The sequence below is a fragment of the Curtobacterium sp. MCBA15_012 genome (assembly GCF_001864935.2).
GTDB lineage: Bacteria > Actinomycetota > Actinomycetes > Actinomycetales > Microbacteriaceae > Curtobacterium.
This window is the reverse complement of record NZ_CP126267.1, coordinates 459,524-479,899: the sequence shown is the minus strand read 5'-3', so window position 1 is coordinate 479,899 and position 20,376 is coordinate 459,524. Positions and strand designations below refer to the sequence as shown.

Below are 20,376 nucleotides of genomic sequence, written 5' to 3'. Positions count from 1 at the left end.
ACCGTCCGTTCAGCCGCCGAACGCGGACGCTGAGGAGCCTCGCACCCGCGTCGGCACGGCGAACACCGCCCCGGAGTGCGGCGCCTGCTCGAGTTGCTCCTCGGTCATGTTCTCGCGCGCGGTGCCGATGAAGAGCGTCGACATGTCCGGCCCGCCGAAGGCCACCGAGGTCACGTTGGGCGCCGGGACCTCCACGGTCTCGAGGTGCTCCCCCGCGGCGCTCCACCGCTCGACGCGGCCGCTGCCGTACACGGCGGTCCAGAAGCAGTCCTCGTCGTCCCGGACCAGGCCGTCGTGCGCGGCGCCGCTGACGAACGGGACGAGCTCGCCGAGGTCCCCCTCGGGGCCGTAGGAGGCGCGGTAGATCGTGCTCGTGCTCGTGTCGGTGACGTACATCGTGCTGCCGTCGGGCGACCACTCGATGCCGTTCGTCACGCCGAAGCCGCCGCGGAGCACCCGGGTCGTCCCGTCCGGCTCGACGGAGTACAGCGCGCCCGCCGGGTCCTGGTCGGTGAGGTCCATGCTGCCCACGAGGAAGCGCCCGAACGGGTCGCACTTGCCCTCGTTGAACCGCATGCCGGCCGTCGCGTGCTGCACCCGGGTGAGCTCCCGCTCGACGACCCCCTGCTCGTCGGTGAGCACGACGGTGTCGCCGAGCGCCGCGACGAAGCCGCCGCCGACGCGGGGCTGGAAGCTCGCGAGGGGCGGCGGGAGCGGCACGCTCGACTCGACCGTCCCGTCGGCGCGGGCGGTGGTGAGCAGGCCGAGCGTGATGTCGGTCCAGCGCAGGCGCTCGGTGGTCGGGTCCCAGACGATGCTCTCGACGAGCACCGCCTGCTCGTCGCAGAAGACGGTCACGGGTCCGGTCGTCGCGTTGTCCATGCTCCGTCCCTACCGCCGGTCACCTCCGCGCGCGTCCAACATGTTCAGTGCGCGTGGGATCGGTCGGTCATGGACCCCCGGACAGCGCAAGAGCCGGGACCTGGTATACCCCAGCTGCACCGGCTCTGCTTCTCGGTCCCCCCAGCAGGAGGCGAGCGCAGCCAGTATATCAGAGCCGCGCGTACCGCGCCCGGAAGAAGCTGTAGACGCCGTACGCCAGGAACCCCACGCCGACCGCGACGAGCACCGCGGATCCGGCGGGCAGCCCGTGCAGTGCATCGAACGCCCCGTCGAGCCCGGAGGCCTGGTCCGGGTCGCTCCGGAAGCCGGCCACGGCGACGAGCACGCCGACGACCACCACGGCGATGCCCTTGCCGACGTACCCGACGGTGCCGAGCACGGAGACCACCCGGTCGAGCGGCTGTCGCGGGCGGACGAGCTGCTTCCAGAAGGAGCGACGGCAGCCGATCACGACGAGGGCGACCCCGACCACGACCGCGACGGCCGCCACCGCGAGCAGCAGGAACACCCCGCCGGGCGTCGCGAGCGCCGTCGCCGCGGCACTCCGACTCGACCCGCTCGAGCTCTTGCCGGCGCCGAGCGCGAAGGTCACCGCCGAGTACGACACGACGCCGTAGACCACGGCCTTCCCGACGGCCTTCGCGCGGGCGGCCCAGCCGCGTGCGGAGTCCGACCGCCCGCCGACGACGGCCTCGACGAGCAGGTGCAGCGTCAGCGCCGCGGTGCCGACGGCGACCACCCAGAGCAGGACGATCCCGCCGGGGACCGCGGCGAGCTGCTGCAGTGCGCCCGACTGGTCGGTCTCGCGGCCGGAGGAGCCGTTGCCGACGCCGAGCAGCACCACGAGGTACCCGAGGAGCAGGTGCACGACCCCGCTCCCGACGAAGCCGGCGCGTGCGGTCAGCTCGAACCACCTGCTGTCGGCAGCGCGCCGCGCCTGTCGTCCGGTCTCGCGTGCTGCTCGTTCCGTCTGGTTGCTCACCCGACCAGCGTGCCCGTCGGAGCGACCCGTGTCCGTCGGAGCCACCCGTGTCCGTGCCGGGCCACCGCCGGCTCCGCCCGGGCCGACCCCGTCCAGACGGGCAGGGCCGGCACGGACGGGTAGGGCCGACCCGGACCCGCCCGCGACCTCAGTCGCCCTTGACGTTGACGACCTGCCGCAGCGTGTGCCGGATCGCCACCAGGTCGGTCGCGTCCGCCATCACCTGGTCGATCGGCTTGTAGGCGGCCGGGATCTCGTCGAGGAACGCGTCGGTGTCCCGGTACTCGATCCCGACCATCGCCGCGCGGAGCTCGTCGTGCGTGAAGGTCCGCCGCGCCGCCGACCGCGAGTACAGCCGCCCGGCACCGTGCGGCGACGACTCGAGCGACGGCTTGTTCCCGAGGCCCTCGACGACGTACGACGCCGTGCCCATCGACCCGGGGATGAGCCCGGGCTGCCCGGCCCGCGCCTGGATCGCGCCCTTGCGGGACACCCACACGCTCTTGCCCCAGTGCGTCTCACGCTGCGTGAAGTTGTGGTGGCAGTTGATCCGCTCCTGCTCGTCCACGGGGGCGCCGACGACCTCGGACAGCTGCCGGACGACCCGGTCCATCATCTCCTCGCGGTTGAGCAGGGCGAAGTGCTGCGCCCACCGGAGCTCGGCGATGTACCGGTCGAACTCCGGCGTCCCCTCGACCAGGTACGCCAGGTCGGGGTCCGCGAGCTCGATCCACCAGCGCTGCATCATGCGCTTCGCGACCGCGATGTGCCGCTGCGCGATCTTGTTGCCCACGCCCCGCGACCCGGAGTGCAGGAACAGCCAGACCCGGTCCTGCTCGTCCAGGGACACCTCGATGAAGTGGTTCCCGGAGCCGAGCGTGCCGAGCTGGTTCCGCCAGCCGCCGTGCACGCCGGTCGGGTCGAAGCCGGCCCGCTCGGCCATCGCCTCGAGCTCCGCGATCCGCGGCGCTGCGGTCGCCACGATCTTCCGGTTCGAGGCGCCCGCCGACAGCGGCACGGCCCGCTCGATCTGCTCGCGGAGGGGCTGCAGGTCGGCCGGCAGGTCACCGGCGGTGAACTGCGTGCGGACCGCGATCATGCCGCAGCCGATGTCCACGCCGACGGCCGCGGGCATCACGGCGCCGAGGGTCGGGATGACCGAGCCCACGGTGGCGCCGAGGCCGAGGTGCGCGTCGGGCATGAGCGCCAGGTGCGGGTACACGAACGGCATCCCCGCCGTCGTGCGGGCCTGCTGCTCGGTGTTCTCCTCGAGCATCGAGGCCCAGCTGAGCAATCGGTCGGTGATCTTCTGCATCGTCGTCGCCTTTCGTCGTGACGGTCGACGACGGCCGGACGGCCGTCGTGGTGACGGCGGGAGGCCGTCGTGGTGACGGTCCGGGGCGGACGGGACCCGCGCCTCCAGGCCGGTGCGACAGCACCTGTGGAGGAGACGGGAGGGACGCCCCGGGCCGGGTGGGCACGGGGCGTCGGGAGACGGTCCGTGCCTACGCGGGTTCGCGGAGGGAATCGCTCGCGTACTGCGTGACGGGCAGCGCGACGAGCGCGGCGAGCTGACGCTCGTCGCGGATGTCGAGGTGCTGCACGGCGTGCATCGCGTTCCTTCCGGCGGGTGCCCGGGGCGGGCGCTGCGCGGACGACGTCCGGCAGGAGGACCGACAGTAGTGCGACACGCCCGGCCGGCACAAGACGCCCGGGCGTGTCGCGCTGCGGTCGGCATCGCCGCGGATCGCGGGACGGCTCCGCGCGGGGTCGGGACGACCGCGGAGGTGACGGTCCGGCAGGTGCGCAACGGGACGGCCGGGAGGCGCGACCCACCCTGTGCGCGCGGGGTACGCCCGCCTGGGGGTCACCCCGCACCCGCGGGCAGGCTGGAGCCATGACCGAGCGGACGCGAGACACCCCCGACGCGCACGACAACGAGGAGCGCACCGACGGCTTCGTCCCGCTCCGCTCGTACGGCGCGATCGGGGACGGCCGCACGGTCGCGCTCGTCGCGCTGGACGGCCGCATCGACTGGCTGCCGATCCCCGCGATGGACTCACCGCCCGTCTTCGCGAGCATCCTCGACGCCGAGCACGGCGGGCACGTCGCGCTCCGACCGACCGGCGACGCCACGGTCGAGCGCCGCTACCTGCCCGGCACGAACGTGCTCGTCACCACGTGGACGACCGACTCCGGCTCCTGCACGGTCACCGACGCGATGGTCACGGGCGTCGCCGGCCGGCTGCCGTGGGCCGAGGTCGGCCGCTGCGTGCAGGGCGTCGAGGGCTCGGTCGAGATGGAGTGGGCGGTGGTGCCGGGCACGCTGCTGAACACCGCGGAGCCGCGACGCCTGGACACGGCGAACGGCACGGTGATCGGCATCGACGGCATCACGATCGCGATCGTCGAGCAGGGCTTCGAGCCGGTGCACGACGACGGGCCACGGTTCTCCGGCCGGTTCTCGACGAGCGAGGGCTCGAAGTCGATCCTGACGATCGTCGGCACGCAGGACGAACCGATCTTCCTGCCCGAGCCCGAGCGCACCCTCGCCGCGGTCGACCGCACGATCGACAACTGGTCGACGTGGTCCGAGGAGTTCTCGTACGACGGGCCGTGGGCCGAGGCCGTGCAGCGGAGCGCGCTCGCCCTGAAGCTGCTCATCTACTCGCCCACCGGCGCGATCGCGGCGGCCCCGACCACGAGCCTGCCCGAGGACCGCACCGGCGGGAAGAACTGGGACTACCGCTTCGCGTGGGTGCGCGACCTGTCGTACACCGTGCACGCCCTCACCCGCTTCGGCCTGCGCGAGGAGACGCACGCGGCGGTGTCGTGGGTGATGCGCACGATCGGCGAGCACGACGAGACCATGCCGATCTTCTACCGCCTGGACGGCACGAAGACCGACGAGGTCGACGAACGCGACGTCCCCGGCTGGAACGGCATCGGTCCGGTCACCGTCGGCAACCGCGCCGGCGACCAGCTGCAGCTCGGCGTCTGGGGCGACGTCTTCGAGATCATGCGGCAGTACGTCCGGGCCGGGAACGTCCTGGACCGCGCGACGGCCGGCGTGCTCCAGCGCCTGGCGGACGATGCCTGCCACCGCTGGCCCGAGGCGGACTCGGGCATGTGGGAACTGCAGGAGACGCAGCACTACGTGTCGAGCAAGATCGGCTGCTGGCAGGCCCTCGACGCCGCGGTCGAGCTGCACGACGCCGGGATGATCGACGGCCCGCGCGACAAGTGGGTCGAGAACCGCGAGCTCATCGAGCAGTGGGTGTCCGAGCACGGCTGGGACGAGGAACGCGGCCACTACGTGATGTACCCGGGATCGGACGCGCTCGACACCTCGATCCTGCTGCACGCGATGTCGGCGTTCGACCGCGGTCCGCGCATGGAGTCGACGATCCGCGCGGTCGAGGAACAGCTGCAACGCGGTCCCCTGGTCTACCGGTACTCCGGCATGGACCGCGAGGAGTCACCCTTCGTCGCGTGCTCGTTCTGGCTCGCCGCCGCGATGGCGTGCGTCGGCAGGGTCGACGACGCCCGCGAGCTCATGGACGAGATGGTCGAGCAGGCGAACGACGTCGGGCTGTTCAGCGAGATGATCAGCGAGGACGGCGACTTCATGGGCAACCTGCCGCAGGGGCTGTCGCACCTCGCGCTCATCCAGGCCGCGCTCACCATCGAGGAGGTCGCGGCGGAGTCCTGAGCGGCTGTCGTCGGCGCGTTGCATGATGGAGCGACCATGAACGACGTCGACGCCCGGATGGACCGGCTCCGCCGAGCCGCTCGGTACCGGTACCAGCAGCTCGTGGACAGCGAGGTGGAGCGCGGCACGCTCGACCCGGACGAGGTCCGCGAGGAACGCCGGCTGCTCCGCGCGCAGGACGTCGGACCGCTCGCCCGGGCACTCGTGGACGAGGCCGACCGCCGCGGCGTCTTCGAGGGCAACCCCTACCGCGGCAAGCCCCTGCCGGGCAACGACGGGCAGCACGACCCGGACTGGTGGATCAAGGCGAAGATCGAGCGCGAGGACATCCGCGGCATCGCACCGCCCGCCCTGGCCCTGCGCACCGAGGACGCTGAGCTCGACGACCACCTCGACGCGCTGCGTGCCGAGGACGACGTGCGTGCGGTCCTGGTGGACTTCAACGCCCGCGTGAAGGAGGCCAGGAGGCAGCTGCTCGGCGGGCCACCCGTGGTCACGCCGATGCGGGACGTCGACGCCGAGGTGGACCGGTGGCGGGAGCGCCGTCGGGAACGGGCCGCGGCCGACGAGCGGGCGGCGGCCGAGCGGCTCGCGGCGGAGCGGGCGGCGCGGCCCCGTCGGTGGTGGCGGCGCGGCTGAGGCTGCTCGCTGCTGCTGGTGGTGCCGCTGGTGTTGCTGCTGGTGCTGGTGGCGGTGCCCGGCTCCGGGCGCGGCGACTGTGTGGCCGTGGACGTGGAACGGCGCCGCTCCCTGATCGGGGGCGGCGCCGTTCGCGTGTCGTGCTGGTGGTGCTGGTGGTGCTGGGTGTTACTTGATCTGGGCGGTGATCGTGGCGGTCCCGACGAGCAGGCCACCCTTGACGGCGTCGGTCTTGAAGGTGCTGTTGAGCAGCTTCGCGGCGTCGTCGGAGACGTGGACCGTGGTGCCGGTCAGGATCGCGTTGTCACCCTCGAGCTGGAGCGGCTTCAGGGTGCCACCGTGCAGCGAGAACAGGTACGCGTTCGACACGGCGACCTGACCGTTGACCAACACGTCACCGTAGAGCTTCGACGAGCCCGGGTTCACGACGAAGTTCTCCAGCGTCACCGTCGTGTCACCGGCCGAGAGCGTCAGCCCCGAGTCGTCGTGGTCCAGCAGGCCCTGCACGTAGGGGCGGTAGTTGCCGTCCGGCGACCAGTACGTCACCGAACCGGCGGTGATCGGGAACGACACCGACCCGTTCTCGAGCTTCGCGTTGCCCGACACACCCGGGGTCAGGCCCAGCGAGGTCAGCGCGTCGGTGAAGCCCTTGTCGAGCGCGACCGCGGTGTTGCCACCCTTGACCTCGGGCACCGAAGCGACCGGGCCGGGGATCTTCGACGACGAGGACGAGACCGTGTGGATGCTGCCGTCGGCCTGCGCGGCGGAGACACCGAACGCGGCACCGCCCAGCACGAGCGCACCCGTGGTGGCGAGGGTGATGGAGGTCTTGAGGCTCTTGCGCATGTCTGCGTTCCTTTCGTTGTCGCGCTCGGCGCGAATCCCTGGATGCGCGCCGAACACACCCCGAACAGGGGTGGAGAACCAGCTACCTGCGGCTGGTGAGCGCTCCGGGTGTTTCCCGGCTTGTGCAGGTGATTCGACACCCCCCACCGAACGGTTTGGTCCGACTTCCTGGGCAGTGGCTGTCCCCCGTTCCGTACCGTGGTGCCATGGCTCCTGCACACATCGCGAGCACGGACCGCATCCGTGCGATCGACGCCTGGTGGCGCGCCGCGAACTACCTGACGGTCGGGCAGATCTACCTGCTCGACAACCCGCTCCTGACGCGCCCGATCGACCCGGACGACGTCAAGCCACGACTCCTCGGGCACTGGGGCACGTCCCCGGCGCTCAACCTCGTCTACGCGCACTGCAACGCCCTCATCGCGGAGACCGACCGCGACCTGCTCTACGTGTGCGGCCCGGGGCACGGTGGACCGGCGATGAACGCGAACGCGTACCTCGAGGGCACGTGGGGCGAGCTGTACCCCGACATCACCCCCGACCCCGAGGGGCTGCGGAAGTTCTTCCGGCAGTTCTCGTTCCCGGGCGGCATCCCCTCGCACGCGGCGCCGGAGACGCCCGGTTCGATCAACGAGGGCGGTGAGCTCGGCTACTCCCTCGCGCACGCGTACGGCGCCGCGCTCGACAACCCTGACCTCGTGGTGGCGTGCGTCGTCGGCGACGGCGAGGCCGAGACCGGTCCGCTGTCCGGCTCCTGGCAGGCGCACACGTTCCTCGACCCGGTGTCCGACGGTGCCGTGCTCCCGATCCTCAACCTCAACGGGTGGAAGATCGCGAACCCGACGGTCCTCGCGCGCATCCCCGACGAGGACCTGACCGCCTACTTCCGCGGCCTCGGCTACGACCCGATCGTCGTCGACTCGGCGCGGGTCGACCACGACCCGTTCGCCGTGCACGCCCTGTTCGACGGTGCCCTCCGCCGCGCCCTGGCGTCCATCGACGACATCCAGGCCGCCGCGCGCGCCCAGGCGGCCCGTGCCGCCGCGGGGCAGCCAGCCGGTGCCGCCGACCTGCGCCCGCGCTGGCCGATGATCGTGCTCCGCACCCCGAAGGGCTGGACCGGTCCGCAGGAGGTCGACGGCGAGCGTGTCGAGGGCACCTTCCGCGCCCACCAGGTCCCGCTGCCCGCGGTCCGCGAGGACGCCGGACACCGCGAGCAGCTCGAGGAGTGGATGCGGTCCTACCGCCCCGACGAGCTCTTCGACGCCGACGGGCAGCCGATCGGCATCATGACGACCATCCGTCCGACCGGCGAGCACCGCATGAGCGCGACACCGCACGCCAACGGCGGCCGCATCCGCACGCCGCTCGACCGTCCGGCACTCGAGCCGTACGGCGTCGAGGCCGGGACGACTGCCAGCTCGACGGCGACGCTCGGACCGTGGCTCGCCGAGCTCGTCGAGCGCAACGGGTCGTCCTTCCGGCTGTTCGGGCCGGACGAGACGATCTCGAACAAGCTCGACGCGGTGTTCGACGTCACCTCCCGGGTCTGGCGTGCGCGCCGTGGCCCCGGTGACGAGCACCTCGGTGCACAGGGCAGGGTCGTCGAGGTCCTGTCCGAGCACCTGCTCGAGGGCATGCTCGAGGGCTACGTGCTCACCGGGCGGCACGGGCTGCTCAACACGTACGAGGCGTTCGCCCACATCATCGACTCGATGGTCGGCCAGTACGCCAAGTGGCTCGAGTCGTCGACCGACATCGACTGGCGCGCACCGGTGTCGAACCTGTCGATCCTGCTGTCGTCGCACGTGTGGCGGCAGGACCACAACGGGTTCTCGCACCAGGACCCGGGGTTCCTCGACGTCGTCGCCTCGAAGCAGCAGGACCTCGTCCGGATCAAGCTGCCCGCCGACGCGAACACGCTGCTCGCCGTCGCCGCGCACGCCTTCGAGACGACCGACCGGATCGAGGTCATCGTCGCGGGCAAGCACCCGGAGCCGGTGTTCCTGTCGCTCGAGGACGCCGTCGCGCACGCCGACGCGGGCCTCGGCGTGTGGGAGTGGGCCGGGACCGAGCAGCAGGTGGGCCGTGCCGACGTCGTGCTCGCGAGCGCCGGTGACGTGCCGACGGTCGAGGCGATGGCCGCGGCCGACATCATCCGGCACCACGCCCCCGGGGTCGGCGTCCGCTTCGTGAACGTCGTCGACCTGCTGTCCCTCGGCGACCCGCGCAAGCACGAGCACCCGGTGAGCGACGAGCGGTACGACGAGGTGTTCCTGCCGGGCACCCCCGTCGTGTTCGCGTTCCACGGCTACCCGTCGCTCGTGCACCAGCTGACGTACCGCCGGCACGGGCACGACGACCTGCACGTGCACGGGTTCCTCGAGCAGGGCACCACGACCTCCCCGTTCGACATGCTCATGCTCAGCGAGATGGACCGCTTCGCCCTGGCGCACGACGCGCTGACCCGCGTCGACGCCGAGGCGCACGCCGACCTCCTCGCGAAGCTGACCGAGGCGCGGGACGCGGCGCGGACCTTCGCGTACACCCGCGGCGAGGACCACCCCTCGCTCGCCGGGTGGGAGTTCGCCGGCTGGCCGCAGGACGAACCGACCTCCGGCGGGACCGGCGGCGACCCCGGGGCCGGCGAGACCGAGGACGCGGCACCGGGCGCCTGACCCGGTGCCAGGGTGGAGGGGTGCACGACTCCGTGATCCCTCCACCCGAGCGCCCGACCCTGCCGACCACCACGGGCGGCCGGTTCCCGGTCGGGCGCGTGTTCTGCGTCGGCCGGAACTACGCGGCGCACGCACGCGAGATGGGGCACGACCCCGACCGCGAGCCGCCGTTCTTCTTCACCAAGCCGGCGAGCGCCGTCGTGACGGACGGTGCGGACACCCCGTACCCGCCGCAGACCGCGCAGCTCGAGCACGAGGTCGAGCTCGTCGTGGCCCTCGGCGCCGGTGGGCGTGACGTCCCGGTCGACCGCGCGCTCGACCTCGTCTGGGGCTACGGCGTCGGCCTCGACCTGACCCGCCGCGACCTCCAGGCCGAGGCGAAGCGACTGGGGCGGCCGTGGGACCTGGCGAAGGGGTTCGACGCGTCGGCCCCGGTCGGCACGCTCGTCCCGGCCGCGGGCGTCGACCCGACCTCCGGCGCGGTGACGCTGCACGTGGACGGCGAGCTGCGCCAGTCGGGTGACCTCGGCGACCAGCTCTGGTCGGTCGCCGAGACGCTCGCCGAGCTCTCCCGGTCGGTCGCGCTGGCACCAGGGGACCTCCTGTTCACCGGCACCCCGGAGGGCGTCGGACCGCTGCGACGGGGCGACGTCCTGGTGGGGCGCATCGCGGGCGTGGGGAGCGTCGGCACGACGATCACCTGACCGGGCCGGGCCGGCACGACACGACACGACACGACACCAGCCCGGCCCGACTCGACCGGACCGAGCCCGCGACACGCCCGGCTGGGAGCCCGCGCAGACCGACGGCGTACCACGGACCCAGGCGTCGGGGACCGGTGACGCCGATCCACCAGGACGACCAGCCGTGGCACGTGCGACGGAGCCCGTCCGGAGCCAGGAGGTGCGCCGTGCGGGAACACGACCTGCTCGCGACGTCCTGGACCTGGGCCGGTGACGCCCCCGTCGCCGACCGGGTCCGTGCCGTCGGGGACGCCGGGTTCGCCGGGCTGTCCCTCTCGCTCGACGACCTGCACGAGGTCCGGGCCACCACCGGGTTCGCGGCGCTGCGGCGGGTGCTGGACCGCGCCGGCATCGTCTGGGTGCAGCTCGGACCGCTCGACCGCTGGTGGGCCTCCCCCGACCGCACACCCGACGACGAGGCCGACCGCGGTGTCGTGCTCGAGGCGGCAGCGGCCCTGGGTGCGTGGCAGGTCGTCGCGCACGCCGACGGCCGGGTCCGCCCGCTCTCCCCGACCGCGCTGCTCGACGACTTCGTCGACCTCGCGACCCGGACGGCGACCGTCGGCGCACAGCTCGTGCTCGAACCGGAACCGTGGTCGAACCTGCCGACGGTCGAGCGCGCGTCGCGGTTCGTCCGCGCCGCCGACCACCCCGACGCCGGGCTCCTGCTCGACGCCGCCCACGCGCTCCGCGGCGGCTCCACGCTCGCGTCGATCGCACAGGGCGTGGCCCCCGGGGTCCTCGCGGCGGTCGAGCTGAGCGACGGCCTGCTGCACACCCCGTCCGGCATGACGCTCGCCGAGGAGTCCCGCACGGCCCGGTACCTGCCCGGCGCGGGGGCGTGGGACCTGCCCGGGCTCGTCCGGGTCCTCCGCGGGCTCGGCCACGACGAACCGTGGGGCGTCGAGGTCCGGACGGCCGCCCACCGCGCCATGCCGCTCGCCGACGCCCTGCGCACCGCGGCCGCGGCGACCCGCGCGGTGCTCGACGCGGCCGACGCCGCCGACGAACCGGCCGCCCCGGCCATGCCGTCCACCCCCGCCCCGACGTCCGCCGTCGACTTCGAGCCGACCCCGCACCGGCACGGACACGGGCGCAGCCGCCCCGGCGTACCGTCGGCCCCATGACGGATCACGCAGCAGACGACGCCCTCCTCCGCCGCTCGCAGGAGTCCATCGACGAGGCGAAGGCCGCGGCGGCCGAGGTCGACCTCCCCGAACAGGAGGACCTGATCGACGAGGACCTGCCCGCCGCAGACCACGCAGCTCCGGCGGACGGCCCGGCCCCCGCGGCCTGACCCGCACCCCACCGGACGGACGCCGAGAGCGCCCGGGAGCACCAGCTCCCGGGCGCTCCGTCGTGCCGTCGCCGGGAATCTCCGATCCGGGTGTGACGAATCCCCGGTCCGACTCGTCACACCAGTGAGTTCCGGGACCGTGGGGGTCCCGGCGGCCCGGACCGACGACGTTGCGGGCGACGAGACGCGCCGTGGTCGGCTCCCCCCCTGGACGGTCGACCACGGCGCCTCGGCGGCGGCCCGTGCGTCCCCTGATCCGGCGCACGGGCCGTCTTCACGACTCGCGGACCACGTCCCCCGGTGCCTTGTCCGGCCGCCACCCGCGCCACGACGGCTGCCGGAGCCGCCCGTCACCCGTCCACTCGGCGAACACGACCTCGCCGACCCGGTCCGCACGCACCCAGTGCGCGTCACGGGCGTCCGCCCGCGGGACGTCGACGAACGGTGGGGTCTTCCGCTCCCGCGACCGCAGCACCGCGGCGATCGCGTCGAGGTCGCGGTCGCTGAACCCCGTCCCGACCTTGCCGACGTACTCCAGCCCGTCCGGGCCGGGCACCCCGAGCAGCAGGGACCCGACCCCGCCGGCGCGTCGACCGGCCCCGGGCTTCCACCCGCCGACGACGACCTCCTGCGTGCGGTGGTGCTTCACCTTGACCCAGGCCTCGGACCGGCGGCCCTCGGCGTACCGCGAGGACCGCTTCTTCGCGACGACGCCCTCCAGCCCGCGGGCCGCCGACTCCGCGACGGCGGCGGCGAAGTCCCCCGCGGCGGCGGGCGGCACGGCGATCGCACCGCCCGGCTCCACGACGGTCGTCAGGGCGTCACGTCGTGCGTCGTAGCCGAGCCGGGTGAGGTCGTGCCCGTCGGCCTCGAGCACGTCGAAGAGCAGCAGCTGCACGGGTGTGGTCGCGCGGGCCGCTTCGACCTCCCGCCGCCGGGTGAGCCCCATCCGGCCCTGCAGCAGCCCGAAGGACGGGCGGCCCCGGTCGTCGGTGGCCACGACCTCGCCGTCGAACACGCCGTCGACACCGGCCCGCTCGGCGAGCTCCTGCAGCTCCGGGTACTGGTCGGTCAGGTCGTTGTCGTTGCGGCTGCGCAGGGTCACCCGCCCGTCGCGGACGGTCGCGAGGGCGCGCACGCCGTCCCACTTCATCTCGAACGCCCAGTGCGCCGGGTCGAACGTCGGTGTGCCCGTCGCCGGGGACGCGAGCATGGCCCGGCGCTCGGTCGGCTCGCGTCCGGCGTCCGGTCGCCCGGCCGGACGGGAGGCGCGGCTCACGTCCGCCCCGCCGCCACCGTCCGCCGTGCGGTCGGGTTGGTCCTTCGTGCGGTGGATCAGCCAGTTCTTCTCGTCGCCGTCCCGCCCACGACCCCGGGTGTGCAGCAGCGCGAGGCGTCGGACGCCGTTCGTCCGGCCGTGCAGCGTGACGATGACCTCCTCGCCCTCGCGCCACTTCTCGAGCTCGTACGTGCCGTCGTCCCAGATCGTCACCGTGCCGCCGCCGTACTCGGCGTGCGGGATCGTGCCCTCGAAGCCGCCGTACTCGAGCGGGTGGTCCTCGGTCTGCACCGCGAGGTGGTTCTTCCCCGGGTCGGTCGGTTCGCCCTTCGGGAGCGCCCAGCTGACGAGGACGCCCTCGTGCTCCAGCCGGAAGTCGTAGTGGTCCCGGGTGGCGTGGTGCTCCTGGACGACGAACGTCGGCTTCCCGTCCCGCCGCACCGTCGGCGCGTCCTCGGGCACCGGTTCCGGGGTGCGCGACGCGTCGCGCTTCGCGCGGTAGGCGGCCAGCCGGTCGCGACCCGGCTGCTCCGCGGCGTTCGCACGCTGGGTCCGGTCGCCGTCCCAGTGACCGGAGTCGGGCCTCCCGACCGACAGCGAGGCGGACGCGACCGGGTGCAGGAGGTCCCCACGCGCCTCCAGGCGGTCGAGGACCTCGGCCAGCTCCAGCTGGGCGAGCCCCTTCGTCGTCAGCTCGTCCCAGGTCCGTGGCGCCGCGACCGTCGGCCGGTCACGGCCGCGCAGCGAGTACGGCGCGATCGTGGTCTTGTTGCCGTTGTTCTGCGACCAGTCGACGAACACCTTGCCCGCGCGCTCGGCGCGGCCCATCGACGACAGCACGAGGTCGGGCAGGTCCTGCTCGAGCGCCCGCGCGAGCTCGTGCGCGACGTCCGAGACGTGCTGCGCGGTGGCCCGCCCGTCCAGGGCGGCGTACAGGTGGATGCCCTTCGACCCGGACGTCACCGGGTACGGGTCCAGGCCCATGCCGCGCAGGAGCTCGCGGGCGGCGACCGCGACCTCGACGCACTCCGGGAGGCCGACGCCCTCGCCGGGGTCCAGGTCGAGCACGAGGCGGTCCGGGTGCTGCTGCGCTCCGCGCGGGCCGAAGCGCCACTGCGGGACGTGCAGCTCGAGGGCGGCCTGCTGCGCCATCCAGACGAGCGTCGGCAGGTCGTCGACGACCGGGTACTCGGTGTCGTGCTCCTTGTGCGCGATCGTGTGGTGCCGTACCCACTCGGGGGCGGAGTCGGGCAGGTTCTTCTCGAAGAAGACCTTGCCGTCGACGCCGTTCGCCCAGCGCTTCCGGGTGACCGGACGGTCCTTGACGTGCGGGATCATCCACGGGGCGACCCGCTCGTAGTAGGCGATCACCTGCCCCTTCGTGGTGCCGGTCGCGGGGTAGAGGACCTTGTCGGTGTTCGACAGCGCGAGCCGACGGTCGCCGACGAGGACCGTGGTGCGGCGGGAGACCGGGCTCACGGGGTGGCCGCCCGGCGGGGGCGGGCCGCGCGGACCCGCGCGGTGCGGGATCGGGCCGCGCGGGCACGCCCGGCGCTCGTCGCGCTCACAGCGCGACCCCGGTCGCTCCCGCCACCGTGAGGGTGCTGCCGGACGTGTACGACGACTCCGGTCCCGCCAGGTACACGTACGCGCTGCCGAGCTCGACCGGCTGCGCGGGACGGCCGAAGGGGGTGTCCTCGCCGTAGTGGGCGATCTCGTCGCCCGGGTAGCTCGTCGGCTGCAGCGGCGTCCACACCGGCCCGGGGACGACCGTGTTCGCCCGGATCCCCTTCGCCGCGAGCTGCCGGGCCAGGCCGTTCGTGTACGTGGTGATCGCGGCCTTGGTCGCCGCGTAGTCGATCATCCGGTCCTGCGGTTGGTGCGCCGAGACCGAACTCGTCGTGACGATCGCGCTGCCCGGCGCCATGTGCGGCACCGCCGCCCGCACCAGCCAGAACAGCGAGTACAGGTTGACCTTCATCGTCCGGTCGAAGTCCTCGGTGGACTGCTGCGTGACGTCCTCGTGCACCTGCTGGTGTCCGGCGACGAGCACCAGGGCGTCGAGGCCGCCGAGCGCGCTCACGGCGTCCCGGACCAGGGTCGCGCAGAACGCCTCGTCGGTCAGGTCGCCCGGCAGCAGCACCGCCCTGCGGCCGAGGTCGCCGACGACGTCGCGGACCTGCTCGAGGTCCTCGAGCTCGTCGGGTAGGGCGTTCAGTGCGACGTCCGCGCCCTCCTTCGCCATCGCGATCGCCGCGGCGCGCCCGATGCCGGAGTCGGCGCCCGTGACGAGCACCCGGTAACCGGGCATCCGGCCCGTGCCGAGGTAGCTCGACTCGCCGTGGTCGGGCGTGGGGTCCATCGCGCTCGCGAGGCCGGCACCCTGCTGCGTCTGCGCCGGGAACGGCGGACGGGGGTGCTGCGAGCGCGGGTCCTGCTTGTCGAGCTGGCTCATGGGCCCATGGTGCTCGCGGTGGCGGGGACGGGTCTCAGGGGTGGTCGGAGGTGCGGCCCGCCTGGTGCGTGGTGTCGGCGTCGCGGCCCCCGTTCCCGGACACGTGTCCGGCGGACGAGCGGACGGGCGCGGCGAGCAGCCGTCCGGCCGCGGCGCGGCCGCCCGGGTCCCCGACGAGCCCGACGGCGGCGATGAGCGCCCACACCAGGGCGAGGCCCCAGTTCTGCGGCGACCCGGTCACGGCCGTGAGCGTCCAGAGCGCAGCGACCACGGCGGACAACCAACCGCTCACGCGGCGCCGTCCCAGGTCGCTCGTCCACTGCTGCACGCGGGGCCGCCAGACGGCTTCGGGTACGTCCGCCGGCACGCTGCCCGCGCGGATCCAGCGTCGGGTCTCGACCACCTCGGCACGGCCACCCCGTCGCGACCAGTTCCACACCTGCGACGCCGGGAGCACGACCGCGAGGACGAGCCCGAGCACGACGACGGCCGTCCAGGGCGTCGGGACGTCCAACATCACGAAGAAGACCAGGGGGACGAGCGCGCCGACGAGCGCGAGCCCGACGAGCTGCCACCACCCCGCGGCGTCGATGCGGTCGGCCACGCGGTCCTGCTCCCCCGTGCGGTCCTGCTCGCCAGTGCCGTCCTGCTCCCCCGTCATGAGCGCGAGGCTACGCCCTCCGCCGACCACAGCTGCCGATCCGCCGACAACTGAGCGCCCGTCCGCACCCGCGCGGGCATCATGTGCGCATGAGGTCGATCTGGAAGGGCTCCATCGCGTTCGGGCTCGTCAACGTGCCCATCAAGGTGTACGCGGCGACGGAGACCCACGACGTGTCGCTCCACCAGGTCCACGACGACGACAAGGGCCGCATCCGGTACAAGCGCGTGTGCGAGTTCGGCCACGAGGTCGAGTACGGCGACATCCAGCGCGCCTACGACGACGGCGACAAGACCGTCGTGCTGACCCCGGAGGACTTCAAGCAGCTCCCCCAGGAGCAGTCGCACGAGATCGAGGTCCTGGAGTTCGTGCCCGTCGACCAGGTCGACCCGATGATGTTCGAGAAGACGTACTACCTCGAGCCCGACTCCCGCTCCCCCAAGGCCTACGTCCTGCTGCGGGAGACCCTGGCGAAGACCGACCGGCTCGCGATCGTGCAGTTCACGCTGCGGCAGAAGACCCGGCTCGGGGTCCTCCGCGTGCACGACGACGTCGTCCTGCTCCAGGGGCTCCTCTGGGGCGACGAGGTCCGCGCTCCCGACTTCAAGGCCCTCGATGCGTCGGTCAAGGTCAGCGCGAACGAGCTGAAGATGTCGTCGTCCCTCGTCGACAGCATGTCCACCGACTTCGACCCGGACCGCTACACCGACGCGTACCAGGAGGAGCTGCAGCAGCTCATCGACGCGAAGCTCGAGGCCGGCGACGACGTCGACACCGCGGAGACCTTCGGTGAGCGCTCGGACGACGAGGACGACGACGCGGGCGGGGACGTCATCGACCTGATGGCCGCCCTGCGGGCGTCCGTCGACAAGAAGCGGTCTGGAGGATCGGGGTCGCGTCCGTCGTCCGGCTCACGGGGGCAGGGCGGGTCGGCACGGAAGGCCGGCCAGGAGAAGGCTCCGGAGGAGGCCGGCAGCACGGAGCAGGCGGCGCCCGCGAAGAAGACGACCACGGCGACGAAGAAGACGACGGCAGCGAAGAAGACGACGGCGGCCGCGAAGAAGGCGCCCGCCACGAAGAAGCCAGCGGCGAAGAAGCAGGCCAGCTAGCCGTCCTTGCTCGTCCGCGGAGTGCGAGCGGGATCGACACCCACAGCGCCGCCGTCCCCACGAACACCACCACACTCCCGACGACCCCGCCGACGTCCCCGACCACGACGTCGAACACGAACAGCACATTGCCCGAGAAGAGCAGCGCGCTCGCCGCTGGTTCCGCTCATGCCCGGAACCTCCCTGCAGCTGTGATCGGGGTGGGCATCTCGTCGTGATCCGACCAGTGACGACTATCTTGGACGGTATGGCAACCTCAGAGCTCCAGGCGTTCGAGCGCTCCGTCCGCGCCGACCTCCCCGAGATCGTCGACGAGCTCCGATCGGTGCTCGGCTCGAAGCTCGTCGCCTTCATCGCCGGGGTGAACGAGACCCGCGCGGTGCACCAGTGGGCCGAGGCGGGCGGTCGACGCCCGTCGAGCACGGTCGAGCAGCGCCTCAAGCTCACGTTCCGTGTGGCCGAGCTCATCGCGTCGAACGACGGCGACCGGGTGGCGCAGGCCTGGTTCCAGGGCCTCAACCCGCGACTCGAGGACACCTCACCAGCGCGCGTGCTCCGCGACGGAGACCTCGACGAGGCCGGTCCCCGCGTCCTCGCCGCCGCACGTTCCTTCGTCGGGAACGCCTGACCGCCGCGCATGGGGGCGTTCGCGACGAAGACTCCCGCTGCACCGGTCTGGCGAGTCGGCCGTGCGCCGTCGCCGTGGGCGTGGGTGGACTGGAAGTGGGCGGACGGGGGCACCTTCCCGGGACGGTGGGACGCGCCGAACCGGACATACCGGACGACCTACGCGGCGTCCTCGGCGTACGCGGCCCTGGTCGAGGTCCTCGCGCAGTTCCGTCCGGACCCGGAGCTGCACGAGGCGTTGGCCGGCATCGATGAGGACGAGGTCGACGCGCTCTACCCGACCGTCAGCGCGGGCACGATCCCGGCGTCCTGGTTCCATGCCAGGCGACTCGCTCGAGCGCGACTCCTCGGCGTCTACTGCGACGTCTCCGCCGCCGCGACGATCGCGGAACTGCGCCCGAGGTTCCTCGGGGCTGCTCGGTCCGCAGGACTCCCGGACTTCGATGCCGCCGCGCTGCAGATCGCGGAGCGCCGTGCACTCACACAGCAGGTCGGCCTCGCCGTCTACACGGAGACGGACGCAGCGGCGAACCCGACGTTCGACGGCGTCCGGTTCCTCTCGCGGCACGGATCCGACCTGGAGCTCTGGACGGTGTTCGAACGTTCGACGGACGGCGAGCGGAGCGCCCTGCTCCGCGACGTCGAGGTCGGGCCGCTCACGAGCCACCATCCCGACGTCGTCGCCGCGATGACCCTGCACGGGCTGACGCTGGACGACCGACCCCGCCGTCACGAACCCGAAACACGCGTCCGGGAGACTGTCCCCATGACTCCACAAGAGCCTGGGAGCCTGCAGTCGTCATCCGTGACCGCCGGCCCGCCCGTCACCGTGTCCATCACCCGTCTCGTCGAACCCGACCGCATCCCCGAGGCCACCGCCTGGGTGCAGTCCGGCGTGAACCTGGCGAACCGCTACCCGGGCTTCCTCGGCTCCGGGTGGGTCCGCTCGCACGCGACCAGCCGCGAGTGGCACATGCTCTACCGCTTCGCCGACCACGAGCAGCTCGCGACGTGGGAGAACTCCGACGACCGCCTCCGCTGGCTCGACCTCGGGCGTGACCTCGTGGTGGAGTCCCGCGTCGAGAAGCGCACCGGCATCGAGGGCTGGTTCGACGCCCCGGCCGACGCCCCGGAGTCGAGCGCCCCGCCGCGGTGGAAGCAGGCGGTGAGCATCTGGCTCGGCTTCTTCCCGGTGAACCTCGCCTTCACGTACCTGATGGCCTGGCTCGTCCCCGCGTTCGCGCACGTCGCGGTCCTGCCCCGGGTGCTGGTCACCACGCTCGTGCTGACGCCGATCATGACCTTCTGGGTGCTGCCCTTCGTGACGAAGCTCATCCGCCCCTGGCTGCTCGCCCCGCCGCGCGCCGGCTGACCCCGCCGACCGGGCCCCAGCCGCTGCGGCCGACGCCGGTCCACCGCCAGCCGCAGCGGCTCACGCCGCCGGACCGTCTCAGCCGAGCACCGACAGCTGGTCGAGCCGCTCCAGGATGACGCCCTCGCGCAACGCCCACGGGCAGATCTCGAGCGCCGGCAGGTCGAAGATGTCCAGGCACGCCTCGGCGACGAGCGCGCCCGGCACGACCTGGTGCGCCCGGCTCGGCGAGACGCCGGGCAGCGCGGCCAGCTCGGCGACCGACTTCGTCAGCAGCGACGGCAGCAGGCGCCGCAGCTCGGCGCCGTCGAGCGCGCGCGGGACGAGCGGGCCGGCCGCCGAGGGTGCCGCACCGCAGATGCGCGCGATCGACCGGAAGGTCTTCGACGTCGCGACGGCACGGTCCGGTCGCCCGGAGCGCAGCAGCAGCCCGGCGTCACGGGCGATCGCGACCCGGATCTCGTGTCGGATGCGGCGGACGTCGTCCTCGCTCGGTGTGCCGTCGGCGAAGTAGGTGCGAGCGAGCCGCGCGGCGCCGATCGGCATCGACCAGGCGACGTCCGGCGCCTCGTCGCCACCGCCGGCGATCTCGAGCGAACCGCCGCCGATGTCGAACACCGCGAGGCGTCCGGCGGACCACCCGAACCAGCGCCGCACCGCCAGGAACGTCAGGCGCGCCTCGTCCCCGCCCGAGAGCACGGCGAGCTCGACACCCGTCTCCCGTTCGACGTGCGCGAGCACCGCGTCCGAGTTCACCGCGTCGCGGACGGCCGAGGTCGCGAACGCGAGCATGTCCTCGCACCCGCGGTCCTCGGCGACGCGCACGGACTCGGCGACGAACGACGTCAGGGCGTCGACGCCTTCGGGGGTCACCGCGCCGGAGTCGTCGAGGTGCTCGGCGAGCCGCAGCGGCTGCTTGAACGACGACGCCGGCAGCGGCGCCGCCCCGCCGTGGGCGTCCACCACGAGCAGGTGGCCGGTGTTGGACCCGATGTCGAGGACTCCCACGCGCATGGCACAACGCTAGCGGCCGTGCTGTCCCCGGATGGCCGGGAGGCCGGGAAGGACGGACG

The 20,376-nt window shown here is 73.0% G+C and carries 17 protein-coding genes; 9 read left to right on the top strand and 8 right to left on the bottom strand.

All coding sequences use genetic code 11. The annotated features are described in order from the left end of the window. Nucleotides 1-9 precede the first annotated feature (9 nt). The 3 genes from QOL15_RS02285 to QOL15_RS02275 form a co-directional block, all read right to left on the bottom strand. Nucleotides 10-882, bottom strand: a complete 873-nt coding sequence (locus tag QOL15_RS02285; RefSeq protein WP_071249123.1) for an SMP-30/gluconolactonase/LRE family protein — start codon at nt 880-882, stop codon at nt 10-12. A gap of 169 nt (nt 883-1,051) precedes the next feature. Then, nucleotides 1,052-1,885, bottom strand: a complete 834-nt coding sequence (locus tag QOL15_RS02280; RefSeq protein WP_139197574.1) for a DUF1206 domain-containing protein — start codon at nt 1,883-1,885, stop codon at nt 1,052-1,054. Between the two features lie 148 nt (nt 1,886-2,033). Then, nucleotides 2,034-3,200, bottom strand: coding sequence for an RtcB family protein (locus QOL15_RS02275; protein ID WP_071249125.1), 1,167 nt, complete (start codon nt 3,198-3,200; stop codon nt 2,034-2,036). A 582-nt stretch (nt 3,201-3,782) separates the two neighbouring features. On the opposite strand from QOL15_RS02275, the gene QOL15_RS02270 reads away from it, so the two are divergent. Both QOL15_RS02270 and QOL15_RS02265 read left to right on the top strand, forming a co-directional pair. Continuing rightward, on the top strand, nt 3,783-5,597 hold the full coding sequence (locus QOL15_RS02270; RefSeq protein WP_071249127.1) for a glycoside hydrolase family 15 protein: 1,815 nt from the start codon (nt 3,783-3,785) through the stop codon (nt 5,595-5,597). Between the two features lie 36 nt (nt 5,598-5,633). After that, nucleotides 5,634-6,236 carry a DUF1992 domain-containing protein gene (locus tag QOL15_RS02265; protein ID WP_065963850.1) on the top strand — a complete coding sequence of 201 codons (603 nt, stop codon included), beginning with the start codon at nt 5,634-5,636 and terminating at the stop codon, nt 6,234-6,236. Nucleotides 6,237-6,404: 168 nt separating this feature from the next. Here QOL15_RS02265 and QOL15_RS02260 read toward each other — a convergent pair whose 3' ends face one another. After that, nucleotides 6,405-7,082, bottom strand: coding sequence for a hypothetical protein (locus QOL15_RS02260; protein WP_071248329.1), 678 nt, complete (start codon nt 7,080-7,082; stop codon nt 6,405-6,407). Nucleotides 7,083-7,288: 206 nt separating this feature from the next. On the opposite strand from QOL15_RS02260, the gene QOL15_RS02255 reads away from it, so the two are divergent. From QOL15_RS02255 to QOL15_RS02240, 4 genes are all read left to right on the top strand, one after another. Continuing rightward, on the top strand, nt 7,289-9,760 hold the full coding sequence (locus QOL15_RS02255; RefSeq protein WP_071283493.1) for a phosphoketolase: 2,472 nt from the start codon (nt 7,289-7,291) through the stop codon (nt 9,758-9,760). Nucleotides 9,761-9,792: 32 nt separating this feature from the next. Further along, nucleotides 9,793-10,464: a fumarylacetoacetate hydrolase family protein gene (locus tag QOL15_RS02250; protein WP_305405223.1), complete on the top strand. Its 672-nt coding sequence runs from the start codon at nt 9,793-9,795 to the stop codon at nt 10,462-10,464. A gap of 206 nt (nt 10,465-10,670) precedes the next feature. Then, a complete protein-coding gene (locus tag QOL15_RS02245; RefSeq protein ID WP_071283500.1) occupies nt 10,671-11,630 on the top strand; it encodes a sugar phosphate isomerase/epimerase in 960 nt (319 codons plus the stop codon). Next, nucleotides 11,627-11,800, top strand: coding sequence for a hypothetical protein (locus tag QOL15_RS02240; protein WP_171898813.1), 174 nt, complete (start codon nt 11,627-11,629; stop codon nt 11,798-11,800). Before QOL15_RS02245 ends, QOL15_RS02240 begins: the two co-directional genes overlap by 4 nt. A 274-nt stretch (nt 11,801-12,074) precedes the next feature. Here QOL15_RS02240 and QOL15_RS02235 read toward each other — a convergent pair whose 3' ends face one another. The 3 genes from QOL15_RS02235 to QOL15_RS02225 form a co-directional block, all read right to left on the bottom strand. Further along, on the bottom strand, nt 12,075-14,558 hold the full coding sequence (locus QOL15_RS02235) for an ATP-dependent DNA ligase (protein WP_305405220.1): 2,484 nt from the start codon (nt 14,556-14,558) through the stop codon (nt 12,075-12,077). Nucleotides 14,559-14,643: 85 nt separating this feature from the next. Next, the gene (locus QOL15_RS02230) at nt 14,644-15,534 is read right to left on the bottom strand and encodes an SDR family oxidoreductase (RefSeq protein ID WP_305405218.1); all 891 of its coding nucleotides are present in this window, start codon (nt 15,532-15,534) and stop codon (nt 14,644-14,646) included. A gap of 34 nt (nt 15,535-15,568) precedes the next feature. Next, a complete protein-coding gene (locus QOL15_RS02225) occupies nt 15,569-16,195 on the bottom strand; it encodes a hypothetical protein (RefSeq protein WP_305405216.1) in 627 nt (208 codons plus the stop codon). An 89-nt stretch (nt 16,196-16,284) separates the two neighbouring features. Between QOL15_RS02225 and QOL15_RS02220 the strand changes: the two genes are divergently transcribed. From QOL15_RS02220 to QOL15_RS02205, 3 genes are all read left to right on the top strand, one after another. Beyond that, nucleotides 16,285-17,304, top strand: coding sequence for a Ku protein (locus QOL15_RS02220; RefSeq protein ID WP_305405214.1), 1,020 nt, complete (start codon nt 16,285-16,287; stop codon nt 17,302-17,304). Between the two features lie 247 nt (nt 17,305-17,551). Beyond that, nucleotides 17,552-17,932 (top strand): hypothetical protein, encoded by a 381-nt coding sequence (locus tag QOL15_RS02215; protein ID WP_065963999.1) that lies wholly within the window; start codon nt 17,552-17,554, stop codon nt 17,930-17,932. Between the two features lie 765 nt (nt 17,933-18,697). After that, nucleotides 18,698-19,303, top strand: a complete 606-nt coding sequence (locus QOL15_RS02205; protein ID WP_065964001.1) for an antibiotic biosynthesis monooxygenase — start codon at nt 18,698-18,700, stop codon at nt 19,301-19,303. Nucleotides 19,304-19,381: 78 nt separating this feature from the next. On the opposite strand, the gene QOL15_RS02200 is transcribed toward QOL15_RS02205, so the two are convergent. Then, nucleotides 19,382-20,317: a Ppx/GppA phosphatase family protein gene (locus QOL15_RS02200; RefSeq protein ID WP_065964002.1), complete on the bottom strand. Its 936-nt coding sequence runs from the start codon at nt 20,315-20,317 to the stop codon at nt 19,382-19,384. Nucleotides 20,318-20,376: the final 59 nt, after the last annotated feature.

Coding starts and splice junctions, on each gene's coding strand:
- QOL15_RS02265 (WP_065963850.1), top strand. CDS start 5,634: ATGAACGACGTCGACGCCCGGATGGACCGGCTCCGCCGAGCCGCTCGG.
- QOL15_RS02240 (WP_171898813.1), top strand. CDS start 11,627: ATGACGGATCACGCAGCAGACGACGCCCTCCTCCGCCGCTCGCAGGAG.
- QOL15_RS02225 (WP_305405216.1), bottom strand. CDS start 16,195: ATGACGGGGGAGCAGGACGGCACTGGCGAGCAGGACCGCACGGGGGAG.
- QOL15_RS02260 (WP_071248329.1), bottom strand. CDS start 7,082: ATGCGCAAGAGCCTCAAGACCTCCATCACCCTCGCCACCACGGGTGCG.
- QOL15_RS02220 (WP_305405214.1), top strand. CDS start 16,285: ATGAGGTCGATCTGGAAGGGCTCCATCGCGTTCGGGCTCGTCAACGTG.
- QOL15_RS02270 (WP_071249127.1), top strand. CDS start 3,783: ATGACCGAGCGGACGCGAGACACCCCCGACGCGCACGACAACGAGGAG.
- QOL15_RS02215 (WP_065963999.1), top strand. CDS start 17,552: ATGGCAACCTCAGAGCTCCAGGCGTTCGAGCGCTCCGTCCGCGCCGAC.
- QOL15_RS02230 (WP_305405218.1), bottom strand. CDS start 15,534: ATGAGCCAGCTCGACAAGCAGGACCCGCGCTCGCAGCACCCCCGTCCG.
- QOL15_RS02275 (WP_071249125.1), bottom strand. CDS start 3,200: ATGCAGAAGATCACCGACCGATTGCTCAGCTGGGCCTCGATGCTCGAG.
- QOL15_RS02200 (WP_065964002.1), bottom strand. CDS start 20,317: ATGCGCGTGGGAGTCCTCGACATCGGGTCCAACACCGGCCACCTGCTC.
- QOL15_RS02285 (WP_071249123.1), bottom strand. CDS start 882: ATGGACAACGCGACGACCGGACCCGTGACCGTCTTCTGCGACGAGCAG.
- QOL15_RS02205 (WP_065964001.1), top strand. CDS start 18,698: ATGACTCCACAAGAGCCTGGGAGCCTGCAGTCGTCATCCGTGACCGCC.
- QOL15_RS02255 (WP_071283493.1), top strand. CDS start 7,289: ATGGCTCCTGCACACATCGCGAGCACGGACCGCATCCGTGCGATCGAC.